The following is a 14,694-nucleotide window of genomic DNA, read 5'->3' as shown; positions in this document are numbered from 1 at the left end:
TGCATGCCCCCTGCTCGAAGGGGGCATGCAGCCAAGCAGGACGCCGAAAGGCGCGCTACACGTTGAACTTGAAATGCATCACATCCCCGTCCTGCACCACGTACTCCTTGCCCTCCTGGCGCAGCTTGCCGGCGTCGCGGCAGCCTTTCTCGCCGCCCAGCCCCACGTAGTCCTCGAAGGCGGCCGTCTCGGCCTTGATGAAGCCGCGCTCGAAATCGGTGTGGATGACGCCGGCGGCCTGGGGGGCCTTCGCGCCGATGGGGATGGTCCAGGCGCGCGTCTCGGTCTCGCCGCTGGTGAAGTAGCTCTGCAGGCCCAGCAGCTTGTACGCCTCGCGCACAAGGCGGGCCAGGCCGCTCTCCTCAAGGCCCATGGCCTCCAGGTACTCGCGCGCCTCGGCCGGGTCCAGCTCGGCCAGGTCGGCCTCCACCTTGGCGGAGATGGGCACCGGCGCGCAGCCGTCGATCTCGGGCAGGTCGGCATCCAGTTGGTCCTCGTCGACGTTGGCGATATAGAGCATCGGCTTCATGGTAAGCAGGTGCAGATCGTGCAGCGCGGCGCGCTCGTCGTCGGCGAGGTCGAGCGTACGGGCGCGGTGCCCCTCGTTCAGGCCCGCGAACACCTTCTGCGCGGCGGCCACCTTGGCGGCGCCGGCCTTGTCGCGCTTGGCTTCCTTCTCAAGACGCGGCAGCGCCTTCTCCAGCGTGGACATGTCGGCCAAGATGAGCTCGGTCTTGATGGTGTCCACGTCGGAGAGCGGATCCACCTTGCCCGCCACATGCACGACGTCCGGGTCGCCGAAGAAGCGCACGACCTCGCAGATGGCGTCCGTCTCGCGAATGTTCGCGAGGAACTGGTTGCCCAGGCCCTCGCCCTGGCTCGCGCCCGCCACCAGGCCCGCAATATCCACGAACTCCACCGTGGCCGAAACGATGCGCGCCGGGTGGTCGATCTCGGCCAGCGCGTCCAACCGCACGTCGGGCACCGGCACGATCCCTACGTTGGGCTCGATGGTGGCGAACGGGTAGTTGGCCGCGAGGCCGCCCTTGTTGGTGAGGGCCGTGAACAGCGTGGACTTGCCGACGTTGGGCAGGCCGACGATACCGATGGAAAGCGACATGGAACTTCCTTTGACGATCGTTGCAAACGTATCGTCCCATGATAGCAAAACGCCCGTCCTCGCACGAGCACACCGTGCACCATCACTCAAAACAGGCACCGCGCGGCCGTCCTCGCATAATCTCGCTTATACGGCAAGAATGCGGTCCGGATAACGGCCCGAGGCTTATACTGTTCTCCATGACAATCGAAACGAGCAGCTATCTGGGAGACACGGTGGCCTTCAAGCAGGCACTCGGCCTTGTCGTGTCGCGGCACAGGATGAGCGAGCGACTCTCGATCAGGAAGTTCGCCCTCATGGTGGGCATGAGCCACACGCACCTCTGCCGCATCGAATGCGGCAAGAGCGCCACCTCCGTCACCATGGCAATGAGGATAGCGGAGGCGCTCGACCTGAACCCTGGCGACCTTTTGGCCGAAGCCTACGAGGAGGCGCTCTGCTTCAAAAGGGCAAGGCAGGCAGCGTGCGCCCATCCACGGCAAAACGCACGCTGACGAAGAAGCTCGCAACAGTGCACCTGCCGGCTCAGGGGGGGGGTTCCTGCACGCCCGCGCTGGGAGCGCGCGAGGATCGGCACCGCCGGCCCTACCCCGCCGCGCGCCGAGGGACGCGCGGCGCGACCGTGCGGGGAAACCTCACCTCCGGGTAGTAGCACGACAGCCCGTCCGTGCAGGCGGCGGCGCGCTCGGGCGGCACATCCATACGCGCAAGGTACTCCTGTTCGTCGACGCACGCGCGCGCGATCTCCACGTTGCGCACGACGGCCTCGATGTCGCGCAGGATGCAGGCCGAGTCGTCCGAGCGACCCACGATCTTCGCCGCGGCCACGCCGGCACGCTCCAAACGGTATATGGCACACAGGCCGCAGGCAGTGCGGTGGAACCGCCCGTAGGCCTCGTTGTTCTCGCGTGCAGCGCCCGACAGGCTTCTGCCGCGCCCCACGGTGTAGAACTCCCGGTCGGCGTGGCGCACATCCCAGCAGAGCGCGTTGCGGTTCTGGAAGTGACGGCCCAGGCAGTAGCCGTCTGCGAAGATGCAGCCGTTTCGCATGAGGAATACCTCCAGCTCCACATCGGGCACGGCTTCCGCCAGCGCCTCGATCTCGGCCAGCCCCATGTCGCGCGGCACGATGACGCGCGTGCAGCCAAGCTCGCGGTAGAAGCGCGCGATGTCGGCGTTGTACACGCCGCACATGGTGGACGCCACCACCGCCAGGCCACTGTCGGCCGCCGGCTCCACAGCCTCCGGCACCGACACGATGACGCCCGCCGCGCCGGCCGCGTGCAGCCTCTCGAAGTAGCCGTACAGGAAGTCCAGCTGCTCTTTGGTGTAGACGTTCGCGTTGAACGTGACGTAGAGCTTCTTACCCAGGACGCGCACCTCGTCCACGATATCGAGCACCTCGTCGAAGCCGTAGGGGTTCGCCTGGTGCTGGAAGCCCGTCATACGGTTGAGGTCCGCCACGTCACCGAAGCGCTCGTGCCAGGCTGCATCGTGAAAGCCCACGTAGAACTCCTCGCCCCCCGCCTCGGCGTAGCGCCCAAGGTATGCCCGGTCGTTCACCGGCACGAGCGGGTTCATCGCGCGCTCCCGGCCGCCGCGAGGAACACGCGGGCCGTCGTCCCGCCCCGATCGGGCACAGCGGCCGGACCTTGGCCCGGACCGAGTTCCGCCGCCGGGACCTCGGCGGCGGCCGCGCGCTCGCATCCCTGCCCTTCCTTCGCTTGGAAGCGCACTACCCCAGGGCCGTGCTCAACCCTCGCATCGCGGCGCGGCACCAGCACGTCGAACGGCGACACGATCATGCGGAAGTCCTCTCCCTCGCACACGGTGCAGCCGTGGTTCGGGAAGTACACGGCGCGGCCGAACTTCAGCAGCCGCACGCCGTACGGCAGCCCGTAGCCGATGGCGCAACGCGCACATTCGAGCTTGCATGGCGCATTCGGTCGGAACTTCTCGCGCACGGGGCGGCCGATGCCGGCCAGCTCGCAAATCGAGCCCGTGGACATATAACAGTAGGGCATGTGCACGCCCACCTCGAGATGCGGCATGTAGCCACGCAGCTCGGACAGGTCGAGCGCCGCATGCGTGGGGTCGAGCTCAAGCCCCTGCAGCTCGCCTTGGCGGAACAGCTCGGTGACGAGCGCGGGAACGCCCACCGCATGCCTCTCCTCGAAGAGCTCCGCGTAGCGCGGGTCGCGCGGCTCCTTAGAGAACAGGCGCCCCGCGTTCAGCGGCAACCCGTACCGGTCGAGGCAGTACGCCACCATGCCCACGTCGTTCACCGTTATCTCGTCGACGACGCCGCGGTTCGCTCCCACCAGCTCGTCGATGCGGTGGCACGCCTCGGCCAGGTCCTTCTGGGAGAACACCGGCACCACGAGCGTGGCTGGTATGCCCTCGCGGCGGCAAAGCGAGAACGCCTCACGCCACACCTGGTCGGGCTGGCGCAGGAAGTACTGGCTGCAGAAGTTTGAGCCGATGTAGAGCCGTCTCACCGAGCGGCGGCCCGCCGCCTGCATGGTGCGCTCCACCATCGTGGAAAGCGTCATGCCGTGCGCACGGGCCGCCGCGGCCACGTCGGCCACGCTGCACGCGGGTATCGATTGCATTGCCGGCTACTGCTCGTTCTCGGCGACGCCCTGGCCGCACCGCTCGCCTTCGCCGTAGCGCTCGCCCGAGGCGTACCGCTCGCCCTTCTCGGAGCCTTCGCCATATCCTTCGCCCTTGCCGTGCTGCTCGTCGGCCTTGCCGGAGCCTTCGGCGTAGCGCTCGCCGGCATGCCCGCCTTCGCCGGAGCCGTATCCCTCGCCATAGCCCTCGCCGCGGCGGCGGCCCTCGCGGCCGTTCTCGCCCGCGCCGTAGCCCTCGCCCTCGCGGCCGCCCTCGCCGTGCCCGTAGTTCTCGCCCTTGCCGTAGCCCTCGTCGCGCGGCTGGCCCTTCAACTCGTCGATCGTGTCTTCCATCATGGCAGACCCCTTTCGTCGTAGAATGCGCGGTTGAAAAAGGCGGCCCCGCGGACCGCCGTCGCGACGCCTCCCGGCGGAGGATGGGCCGGTGGCGCCGCGTTCCCAACATGGTAGCGCGCACCTCGCGCGAAAGGCGCCGCGCCGGGCGTCCCTTTCCCGCCCGTACCCGCCCCGTCAGCATCCCGAAAACGAACGGGGCGCCCCCGTTGCCGAGGGCGCCCCGCAATGCGCTGGTATAGACTCCAAGCAGGCTACATGCTGAACAGCCCGAACTGCGCGGCCACGTAGGCCACCAAGATCACCACCACCAGCACCGGCGCCACGAACTTGATCATGACCGTCCACGCCTTCTCGGCCTTGAACGGGCTCGACAGCTTCACTTCCTTCACGATGAGGCCCGGCTTCACGATCCAGCCGATGAACATGCACGTGAGCAGCGCCACGATGGGCATGAGCACCGAATTCGAGAAGAAGTCGAAGAAGTCCAAAAGCGTCGTGCCAGCGCCCAGTGGCTCGATGAACGACAGGCCGTTGTAGCCCAAGTTCACGAAGATGCCCGCCACCACGACCACGCCGATCACCGTGCCGAGCGCCTTCTTGCGCGACCAGCCCGCACCGTCCTGGATGATGGACACGCACGTCTCGGTGAGCGAGATGGCGCTGGTCAGCGCCGCGAACAGCACCAGCAGGAAGAACACGAAGCCCACGACCACGGCCGCATCCCCCATGCCGGCGAACACCCCCGGCAGCGTGATGAACATGAGCGACGGCCCCGCCGCGCCCGCGACGGCGTCGCCCGAGCCCATGGCCACGAACGCGGCCGGCACGATCATGAGACCGGCCAGAAACGACACGCCCACGTCGAAGAAGCCGATGCGCGTGACGCTCTGCGTGAGGCTGGACTTGCGGTCAAGGTACGAGCCGTACGTGATCATAATACCCATGGCCAGCGACAAGCTGTAGAACATTTGCCCGAGCGCGCCGATGACCAGCTCCGGCGAGAACTTGCTGAAGTCGGGCACCAGGTAATACAGCGCACCCTCGGCTGCGCCCGGTTGCAGGAGCGTATAGGCAGCAATGGCAATAGCCATGACGATGAGCGCCGGCATCATGATGAGGTTCGCCTTCTCGATACCGCCCTTCACGCCCAGCGACACCACGATGAACACGATAGCCATGAACAGGAGCATCCACAGGAAGCTCTCCGTGTTGCTGGTGATGAAGCCCGAGAAGAAGTTCCCGCCGTCGGCCAGCGCCTCCGGCCCGTTGATGAGGTAGGCCGCCGCGTACTTCGTCACCCAGCCGCCGATGATGCAGTAGTACGGCGTGATAATGAACGGCACGGCCGAGGCCAGGATGCCGATGAACGCGTACTTCTTGCCGAACTGCTTGAACGCGCCGATGGCCGACTGCCCCGTCGTGCGCCCGAGCGCCGTCTCCAGCAGCAGCAGCGACACGCCGAACGTGAACACGAGCACCAGGTACGTGAGCAGGAACGTGCCGCCGCCGTACTTCGCCGCCAGGTACGGGAAGCGCCACATGTTCCCCAGCCCCACGGCGGAAGCCGCGGCGGCCAGGATGAACGCCCATTTGCCCGACCAAGACGAGCGCGCGGGCGTGCCGGTAGAAGACATCGATAACCTCCGTTGTCGATCGATCAATGCAAGGGAACCCCCGGCGCGGACGCGTCCGCGGGAGGCCGGATACGGGCGCCGCCGAACATCCACCCTCTGCGCCGCGATCCAAATGCATCATTATAGCGGGAAAACCCCGCTTGGCGACCACGTTTTCGCAGAAGCGCGCTCATGGGCGACCAGGGTCGCGCGGCCCGACCCGCAGCGCGTCCGGTCGCGCGTCGTTACGGGCGGGATGCACACCGGACACCGTTCGTTAGCGGTTGTTGGTCGCGTGCCGGTCGCGATGCTCTGCGCTGCATTATGGAGCTCACTCTGCCGTCGAAACGAGAGGATTCCACCCATGAACCATCCCGCTTGCCTTTCCCGCCGCACGTTCCTGGCGGGAAGCGCCGTGCTCGCCGCCACGGCCGGGCTCGGCCTGTTAGGCTGCTCGACCGCCGGCACGGACACGGCCGCACCGAACGCCGCGTCGAACGCGGACGGGCCCGTGAACGCCTACTACGAGAACGCCGTCATCTACACGGTCGACGGTCAGGATCGCATGGCCGAAGCGCTGGCCGTCCGCGACGGGAAGATCGCCTTCGTCGGCTCGTCGTCCGACGGGCAGCGTTACAAGGACACCGCCCAGAACGTGGTGGACCTCCAGGGCAGATTCGTGCTGCCGGGCCTCATCGAGGGCCACATCCATTCGGGGTCGCCCGACTTCTTCGACTTCAGCCTCATCGGCCTCCCCACCGCCGACGACGAGCTGGCCGCCATCAAGGAATACGTCGACGCTCACCCCGAGAAGGACACGTACCTCGGCTTCGGCTACATGGCCAGCCTCTACCCCGGCGAAGAGCTGGAGCGCGGGCCCAAGAAGGAGCGCCTCGACGAGATCAGCCCCGACAAGCCGCTGCTCGTGTACTCGTTCGACGGACACGGCGCGTGGCTGAACTCGAAGGCGTTCGAGCTCCTCGGCATCACGCCCGACACGCCCTCCACGCCCGGCGGCGAGATCTACAAGAACGAGGACGGCAGCCTATGGGGCACGCTGGCCGACTCCGCCATGTCGATGACCTCAAAATACCCCGTCAATCAGGAGAACGTGGCCGATGGGCTGGCGACGTTTCTGCAGGGCCTCAACGCGTTGGGCTACACGTCCATCTTCACGCCGCCCGGCAACGGTTTCTTTCCCGTGCCCTACGAGGGCTACCAGACGCTCGCGGACCGCGACGGGCTCACCATGCGCGTACGCGGCGCGGGCATCGTCACCAGCTGGCAGACCGACGAGGACCTGACCAAGCTCGAGGAGCTCAAGAAGAAGTACGACAGCGACGCGCTCAAGGTGATCGCCGGCAAGATATTCGTCGACGGCGTGATGGACAACGAGTCGGCCCTACTGTCCGAGCCCTACGCAGACAACCCGTCCAACTACGGCGAGACCGGCTGGGAGCAGGACCCCCTCAACCAGGCCGCCGCGGCCATCAACCGCGCGGGGATGCTCGCGCACATCCACGCCATCGGCGACGAGGCCGTGACGATGGGGCTCGACGCCATCGAGTACGCCGAGCAGAACGTGCCGGACGACGACGAGCGCAACGCCATCACCCACCTGCAGCTCGTGAAGGAAGACGACGTCCCGCGTTTCGCCGAGCTGGAGGTGACGGCCGTGGCCGACCCCTACTGGCACTTCAAGGAGCCGCAGTACTGGGAGTCGAAGGAAAGCCCCGCGCTCGGCGAGCGGGCCGAGAAGATGTACCCGATGAAGTCGTTCGTGGACGCGGGCGTGACGCTCGTCTCCGCCTCCGACTTCCCGGTGACCTCGAACCCCAACCCCTTCTATGCGATGCAGTTCGGCGTGACGCGCAACCTCGTGGACGGCAAGCCCTACGACGTGCCCGACATCACCGACATGGACGACCCCGCCTACCTGCTGTGGCCCGAGGAGCGCGTGAACATCAAGCGGATGATCCGCAGCTTCACCGCCGACGCCGCCTGGGCGCTGTCCCTCGACGGCGAGACGGGCAGCCTCGAGGAGGGCAAGGCGGCCGACTTCATCGTGGTGGATCAGAACGTCCTCGAGGCGAAACCGCTCGACATCAAGAACACGAAGGTGCTCGCCACGTACCTGCGCGGCGAGAAGGTATTCGACGCCGAAGAGGCCGCCAAGCAGCAGTCGTAAACGGAAGAGTTGGACGAAACGGGAGCGGCAGGTGGGGCGGGATACCCCGCCAGCCTTCCTCGCACGAGGCGCTGCGACCCGCACATCGCAGCGCCTCGTTTCTCGCCGCACGCCGCAAAACCAAATCTGCGGTCTTGGTTGAGACGCTTGGGCGCCGGTGCGTTTTCCTCTATCATGGGCGAAGCTAACGTAGATATCTACGTGCTGATTTTTGCGTAGATATCTACGCATTTCCGCAGACCCTCCGAGGGCGCGGAAAACAACGATCACGACGCGAGGAGTACCATCTACCATGTGCGGAATCTGCGGATTCACCGGGGCCACCGAGGCCGATCTGCCCACCCTGAAGGCCATGTGCGACGTGATGGCCCACCGCGGGCCCGACGGCGAGGGGCAGTACCTTGACGACGGCATAGCGCTGGGGCACCGGAGGCTCTCGCTCATCGACCTCGAGGGCGGCAACCAGCCCATGGTGCGCGCCACCGGCGAGCACGATTCCGCCGTCACCTCCCCCGCGCTCATGCCGGACGGCACGCCCTGCGCGAGCCCCGAGGCGGCGGCCGCCAAGGGCGACTTCGCCATCGTGTTCAACGGCGAGATCTACAACTACCGCGACCTGCGTGCGGAGCTCGAGGCCGAGGGCTGGGCGTTCCAGACAAACTCCGACACCGAGGTGCTGCTCACGGGCTACCTGGCCTGGGGCGAGGCGGTGCTCGACCGGCTGCGCGGCATGTTCGCGTTCGCCATCTGGAACCGGAAGTCCCGCGAGCTCTTCTGCGCGCGCGACTTCTTCGGCATCAAGCCGTTCTACTACACGATGCAACAGGGAGCTTCTGGCCCGCAGCTCATTTTCGCCTCGGAGATCAAGTGCATCCTGGAGCACCTCGCCTATCAGCGTGAGCTCAATGAGGAAGCGCTCGAACAGTACCTGTGCTTCCAGTTCAGCGCGCTCGACGAGACCTTCTTCAAGGGCGTCTTCAAGCTGCCCCCCGCCCACTGCATGACCGTGCGCGCGGACGGCACGACCGAGATGCGCCGCTACTGGCGGCCGGAGTACAACTTCGACGAGAGCCGCAGCCGCGAGGACACCGTGGAGGCCATCGACGCCGCCATGCGCGAGAGCGTGCGCTACCACAACGTGGCCGACGTGGAGGTGGGATCGTTCCTTTCGAGCGGCATCGACTCCAGCTACATGGCCGCGTGCCTGGCCAAGGAGAACCCCGCCATCAAGACGTTCACCGTGGGCTTCGCCGAGTACGAGGGCGAGCGCGACGAGATATCCTGGGCGCGCGAGCTGGCCGACGAGCTGCACATCGAGAACAGCTCCAAGCACATCGGCGAGGAGGAGTACTGGGCGAGCCTGCCCCGCGTGCAGTGGCACATGGACGAGCCGTCCGCCGACCCGAGCGCCGTGGCGCTCTACTTCGTCGACCAGATCGCCGCCGAGCAGGTGAAGGCCGTGCTCTCCGGCGAGGGCGCCGACGAGTTCTTCGGCGGCTACCGCATCTACCAGACCCCGTTCGCCAACCAGAAGCTGTCGTGGGCACCGAAGGGCCTGCTCAAAGGCGCGTCGAAAGCGGCCCGCGCGCTCGGCGTGCGCGGCGCGAACTACCTTGAGCGCGCGAGCGAGACGCCCGAGGACTGGTACTACACCAACGCCAACGGCGTGGCATTCTCGCCCGCCGAGCGCGAGCGTCTGCGCACGGGCAAGCGCACCGACGCCGGGGCGCGCGTGCCGTCCCCGCAGGAGCTCATTGCGCCGGCATACGCCGAGGTCGCGGGCCTCGACGACACCACGCGCATGCAGTACGTCGACCTGTTCTTCTGGCTCGTGGGCGACATCCTGCTCAAGACCGACAAGATGTCGATGGCCCATTCGCTGGAGAGCCGCGTGCCGTTCCTCGACAAGCAGGTGTTCGACGTGTCGGCCACCATCCCCACCCGCCTCAAGGCGAACGACGAGCAGACGAAGCTCACGCTGCGCGAGGCCGCCGAGCGCGCCATCCCGAAGGATTGGGCGCAGAAGGAGAAGCTGGGCTTTCCCGTGCCCATGGTGAACTGGCTGCGCCAGGACCGCTACTACGACGAGATCAAGGAGTGGTTCACCGGCGACATCGCCCGCCAGTTCTTCAACACCGACGAGCTGGTGCGCCTCCTCGACGAGCACAAAGCCGGCGCCGACCGCTCCCGCAAGATATGGATCGTCTACATGTTCCTCATGTGGTACAAGATCTACTTCGTGGACCAGAAAGCGCCGGAGAAGCCGGCAGCTTAGGATGGACCGCGACCTCGGCCGCCTCGTGACCAAGCGAACCCGAGGCGCCCGTATGGTAAAATCAACGGCAAGACGGCGTCGAACGTTCTGGAGGTGAAAAACCTATGCTGTACAACTATATCAAACTCGCAGACGAGACGCAGATCGCCTATTCCAACATCCAAGACGACAACACGGTGGAGATAGCCATTGAGCGACCAGTTGCCGGAGGCTTTGATGCCGCCCGCTGCCTGTTGCCCGCCTATCGATGGACCAGCGTGGAGGGCTTCACACAGAAGGAAATCGACGATCTCGCAGACCTCCTGCAGCATAATGCCCCTTTGATATTCCGCCTTGCACGAGAGGCGACGAAGACTTATGCCTAAGGTTCTCGAATTCGGCCCTTACATCCTCTTCTTCTGGATCGGGGAGAACGGAGAACCGGTTCACATTCACGTTGCCATCAAACGGCCGACGGAACATGCAACGAAAATCTGGCTTACCGCCTCGGGCGGCTGCATCCTTGCCAACAATGGCAGCAACATCCCGAAGAGGGATCTATCCAACATCATGGAGCTCGTTGCCTTGAACCACGGCTACATCTGCCAGAAGTGGCAAGAAACCTTCCAAGGCGATATATCGTTTTACTGCTAAGAGCCTAATCGCAGCGAGCGAATACCAGCAGCGCTCATAAGAGGAAGCGTCTCGCAAACCGCAGGGCGCTTCCCCTTCGTCGGAGAGAGTGCAGGCCCTCCGTGCCCGCGGACGTCTGATGGGAGAGGTGCCGGGCCGCCTACGCTCCCGTAGGCGCCAAGTCCTCGGGGTCGAGGTCGAGGCCCTGTTGCTCGCGGCGCTTCGCGTCCGCGTCGAGGCGGGCGAGTTCTTCCCGCGACAAACCCTTCCACGCGGGCTCGATGCCGGCACGCTTCTCGGCGGCTTGCGCCAAGAGGCCGGGGATGATATACGCCGCCCAGCACGCCACGGCGCCCCACAGGTTCACGCCGAGGAAGTTCGCGTACGAGCCGCCGCCAATATCCATGAAGCCCAAGGCGGCCGGGGCCACGGTGTCTGCGATGCCCAGCACCATGCCAACCCAGAACGCCAGCTGGAAACCAACCTTCGTCGGCTTCACCACGCCGTGCAGCAGGAAGATAGGGCCGAGGCCCATGATCATGGTGCCCGAGATGGTAGTGGCCGTGATGATGTCGGCGCCCATGATCATGGGCAGGTTGCCCACGATGCCGAAGACAATCATGAAGATAATGCCGATGATGCGCGGGTTCATCTTGGGCGTCTTCCCCAAAATGCCCGGCAGGTCGCGCGCCGTGAGCTTCGCGAGCGAGCTGAACGTGGAGTCCAGCGTGGAGCCGGCCGTGGCTATCATGATGACGGCCATCATGAAGAACGCCATGATGCCCAAACTCTGCGCCACCACGACCGGCGCGCTGGAGCCGGCGATGCTCATGCCGTCGAGGTAGGCGTGCACGCCGATGAGCGAGAACAGCACGATGGCCACGAAGCCCAGAAGGCCGGCCACGGTGAAGCTCTTGAGCATCTTCTTCTCCTCGCAGATGAAGCCGCGGTCGGTGAGCACGGCGTCGTGGAAGCCGTACGACAGGCACTGCAGGCCCGCGCCGATGATGAAGTCCACGCCGCCGCCGAGCGTCCAGGTGCCGGACGTCGCGAAGTCGGCCAGGCTGTGCTGCGGAACCACCCACGCAAGCACGGCCACGAGCAGCACAGCGAAGAGGATGGCCTGCGCCACGTCGGTGATGATGGACCCGCGCATGCCGCCCCAGCAGCAGTAGCCCACGGTGATGGCGGTGAACAGCAGCGCCGCGATGATGAACGGCGCCGAGCCGGACGCGCCGTAGTACGCGCCCACGACCGATGTGTTCGACCACACCTCGTTGAACAGGCGCACCAGGATGGCTGCCGAGAAGCAGAACGCGGCCGCGATGCCGTAGTGCTCGGTGAGGAAGCTGATCATGCCCGTGGCCTTGAACTTGCGGCGCAGGCGGTACAGCGCCCAGCCGGTCAGCGGGATGCACAGCCAGTACATGGCGTAGCCGATACCGCCCACGATGCCGAAGTTCGCGCCCATGTTGGCTGCGTTCGTGACCGACTTCGCGAAGATCCACGCGATGAAGATGGATGCCGTGATCATCCACGGGTTGGCGGCGCGGCCCAACTTGTCCTCGCCCTTGAAGAACCCGCCCAGCGAGACGGTCTTCGGCGAGAGCAGGAACATCACGATGCCGTACACGATGAGAAACCCCCAGAAGAAGATCCCGGTTGTCGAATCCATGCGGTCGTCCCCTCACGTCCTGATTAACTTGATTGATGCCAGTAATAGATTATATCTACTAATATGGCATGTCAACTAAAAAGATGATCGTGCGGGGACGCGGCGTGCTGATCGAGTGGAGGCGCTGCGCGCATCCCCGGAAGGGGCCTTGGGCCGGCGCGGCGTGCAGGCCACGAGACGGCAGGCGGACGGGCAGCCCTGCGACGTCGGGGCTATTCCTGCACGATGGTGCCGCCGCAGCTCGAGCCGCTGCCGGCCGTGCAGGCGTAACAGTGGTTGCGGAAGCGGATGGGGCGTGCGAGGGGCAGCACAGGGTCGGCCGCGTAGTCGAAGACCGTGCGGTCACCGCCGTCCTCGCGGCGGACAGGCAGACCGAGCGCCTGGTTGAAGTCGCAGTCGTACACGCGCCCATCCCAGCCCACGGACAGCTGGTGGCGGCACATCATCCCGTCGCACGCCTGTTGGTTGAAGCCGTCTATGAGCAGGTTCAGGTAGCTGTCGAACGCGCCGGCGTCGATGAGATGCGCACCGTAGCGCCCGATGGGGTTGTTCGCGACGGCGAACAGGTGGTCGAACGACACGCCCAGCGCGGCCAGCCGACGCCGGTAGACGGCCTCCAGCTCGGCCTGGTCGGGCGGCAGAACGGGCCACTGGGGGTTGAACACCAAGTCCAGAACGTGCCGGCCATCGCGACCGTAGCCGCGGCCGTTCAGCTCGCGCAGCACCTCGATGCTCGGGTCGAACGTGCCGCCGCCGCGCTGCTGCTCGGCCTGCGCGTCGTGCACGTTGGGCAGCGAGGCCACCACCTCTACGCCCAGCCGGGCGTAGAGGTCCATGAGCGGCCGGTACGCCGGGTCGCGCAGGATGACGAGGTTCGTGCGCACCATGACGTGCGCCATGCTTGCCGCGCGTTCGACGAACCAGGCGAAGTCGGGGTGCATCTCGGGCGCGCCGCCCGTCACGTCAACCGTGTCGATTCCGGGGCGCGCGGCCACGGCCAGCACGGCCTCGAGCACGGCGCGGTCCATGGCCTCGGTACGGTGCGGGCCCGACTCCACGTGGCAGTGGGCGCAGGCCAGGTTGCAGCGGGCCGTGACGTTGACCTGGATCGTGGACGGCTCGCCCGCCGTGCGCAGGCAGGAGGCGTCGTCCACGACGTCCTCGAAGTACACGAGCCCGGCCAGCGCCAGCTCCACGTCGCCCTTCGTCGCATGCGCCCGAAGCGGCGGGGCGTCGGTGCGGGCGGAGGGGCCGCGGCTGAAGCCGCCGAGCAACGCGTCATCCAACCGGTCGTCCGCGCCGTCGACAATGCGGCCGCGGTACGACACGGCGGCCGGGCTGGCCGCCGGCCACAGCTCGTCGAACCAGGCCAGGTAGGCGTCGTGGTCGTAGCGCAGCGGCACGGCCTCCACAAAGAGGCCGTCGCGCTCGGCGCCGAACAGCGCATCCGGGTGCGGAGCGGCCGCCACGCGCACGGCCAGCCCGAAGTGCTGGCCGAAGAAATTCGGCAGGCCGGCCGCCCCGTTGTTCACCACGAGCCCGCGCGCAAGCGAGAGCGCCGCGGGCGCGCACGTGTGCGTGCAGGCCAGCACGTCCACGTCGTTGGCGGCCATCCACCGGTCGAGCTCGTCTTGCCGCAGCACGTCCTGCAGCGACTCGCGCGAGCAGGCCCAGCCGCCGATCAGCTGCTCGTCGCCGTGCGTGACGGCCACCTTGCGGCCCGCCACGCCCACCGTGCACGTGGCGGGCCGGCCCGCCAGCAGCTCCTTGAGCTCGGGATGGGCGTCCACGGCCTCGGACAGCTTTCGGTGGATGCGGTTCGAGCGGCTCACCGCATCGTCGCCCGTGCAGTCCGGGTAGGCGCATCCGCACCCCACGCCCACGTCCACCTGGCGGCGCAGCTCGGCCTCCACATTGCCCACGAGCGGCAGGTAGCGCGACGCCCGACGCTCCAAGGCGGCGAAGTTCTCGGCCGTCTTGTCGAACCAGTGCATGTCGCCGTTCAACACGACGCGCACGTCGCCCTGCTCGGCCGCCACCAGGCAGTCCACCGCGTCGAGCGCAAACGGGTTGCCGTACAGGCCGCCCACCACGTACAGCACGTCGCACGCAACCTCGGGATCGCCGGCGAAGGCGTCGGAGGCCAGGCGGTAGTCGACCGGGCAGACCCGGCCCGCGTCCTTGAACACCCGGCGCACCTGGCCGGGCACGGAGCATGACGACATGGATGCGCATCCTTTCT

The 14,694-nt window shown here is 66.5% G+C and carries 12 protein-coding genes; 5 read left to right on the top strand and 7 right to left on the bottom strand.

The genetic code is table 11. The annotated features are described in order from the left end of the window. Positions 1-55: 55 nt before the first annotated feature. On the bottom strand, positions 56-1,120 hold the full coding sequence (ychF, locus tag BN3560_RS11230) for a redox-regulated ATPase YchF (RefSeq protein ID WP_096228110.1): 1,065 nt from the start codon (positions 1,118-1,120) through the stop codon (positions 56-58). A gap of 179 nt (positions 1,121-1,299) precedes the next feature. Here ychF and BN3560_RS11225 point away from each other — a divergent pair, with 179 nt between their 5' ends. Next, complete coding sequence (locus tag BN3560_RS11225; RefSeq protein ID WP_157780579.1) at positions 1,300-1,614, top strand: helix-turn-helix domain-containing protein; 315 nt, start codon at positions 1,300-1,302, stop codon at positions 1,612-1,614. Between the two features lie 91 nt (positions 1,615-1,705). On the opposite strand, the gene BN3560_RS11220 is transcribed toward BN3560_RS11225, so the two are convergent. The 4 genes from BN3560_RS11220 to BN3560_RS11210 all read right to left on the bottom strand — a co-directional run bounded on the left by BN3560_RS11220 (position 1,706) and on the right by BN3560_RS11210 (position 5,723). Beyond that, positions 1,706-2,701: a peptidase U32 family protein gene (locus BN3560_RS11220; RefSeq protein WP_157780578.1), complete on the bottom strand. Its 996-nt coding sequence runs from the start codon at positions 2,699-2,701 to the stop codon at positions 1,706-1,708. Next, complete coding sequence (locus BN3560_RS14425; protein WP_157780577.1) at positions 2,698-3,732, bottom strand: hypothetical protein; 1,035 nt, start codon at positions 3,730-3,732, stop codon at positions 2,698-2,700. Before BN3560_RS14425 ends, BN3560_RS11220 begins: the two co-directional genes overlap by 4 nt. Positions 3,733-3,738: 6 nt before the next feature. Then, a complete protein-coding gene (locus tag BN3560_RS14420; protein WP_123649882.1) occupies positions 3,739-4,089 on the bottom strand; it encodes a hypothetical protein in 351 nt (116 codons plus the stop codon). A 251-nt stretch (positions 4,090-4,340) separates the two neighbouring features. Further along, positions 4,341-5,723 (bottom strand): sodium-dependent transporter, encoded by a 1,383-nt coding sequence (locus BN3560_RS11210; RefSeq protein WP_096228107.1) that lies wholly within the window; start codon positions 5,721-5,723, stop codon positions 4,341-4,343. 343 nt (positions 5,724-6,066) lie between these two features. Here BN3560_RS11210 and BN3560_RS14775 point away from each other — a divergent pair, with 343 nt between their 5' ends. The 4 genes from BN3560_RS14775 (at position 6,067) to BN3560_RS11190 (ending at position 10,798) form a co-directional block, all read left to right on the top strand. Further along, positions 6,067-7,890, top strand: a complete 1,824-nt coding sequence (locus BN3560_RS14775) for an amidohydrolase family protein (RefSeq protein WP_161959452.1) — start codon at positions 6,067-6,069, stop codon at positions 7,888-7,890. A 292-nt stretch (positions 7,891-8,182) separates the two neighbouring features. Next, positions 8,183-10,165: an asparagine synthase (glutamine-hydrolyzing) gene (gene asnB, locus BN3560_RS11200; RefSeq protein WP_096228105.1), complete on the top strand. Its 1,983-nt coding sequence runs from the start codon at positions 8,183-8,185 to the stop codon at positions 10,163-10,165. 104 nt (positions 10,166-10,269) lie between these two features. Beyond that, the gene (locus tag BN3560_RS11195; RefSeq protein ID WP_096228104.1) at positions 10,270-10,530 is read left to right on the top strand and encodes a hypothetical protein; all 261 of its coding nucleotides are present in this window, start codon (positions 10,270-10,272) and stop codon (positions 10,528-10,530) included. Then, positions 10,523-10,798, top strand: coding sequence for a DUF4160 domain-containing protein (locus tag BN3560_RS11190; protein ID WP_096228103.1), 276 nt, complete (start codon positions 10,523-10,525; stop codon positions 10,796-10,798). The genes BN3560_RS11195 and BN3560_RS11190 overlap by 8 nt, the downstream gene beginning before the upstream one ends. Positions 10,799-10,937: 139 nt before the next feature. On the opposite strand, the gene BN3560_RS11185 is transcribed toward BN3560_RS11190, so the two are convergent. Together BN3560_RS11185 and arsS are read right to left on the bottom strand one after the other, a co-directional pair. Continuing rightward, complete coding sequence (locus BN3560_RS11185) at positions 10,938-12,452, bottom strand: SLC5/6 family protein (RefSeq protein ID WP_197702189.1); 1,515 nt, start codon at positions 12,450-12,452, stop codon at positions 10,938-10,940. Positions 12,453-12,664: 212 nt separating this feature from the next. Then, positions 12,665-14,677, bottom strand: a complete 2,013-nt coding sequence (gene arsS / locus BN3560_RS11180; RefSeq protein WP_197702188.1) for an arsenosugar biosynthesis radical SAM (seleno)protein ArsS — start codon at positions 14,675-14,677, stop codon at positions 12,665-12,667. Positions 14,678-14,694 lie beyond the last annotated feature (17 nt).

Origin of the sequence: Gordonibacter urolithinfaciens (genome assembly GCF_900199375.1) — a bacterium.
Lineage (GTDB): Bacteria > Actinomycetota > Coriobacteriia > Coriobacteriales > Eggerthellaceae > Gordonibacter > Gordonibacter urolithinfaciens.
This window is presented reverse-complemented; position numbering and strand designations above follow the sequence as displayed.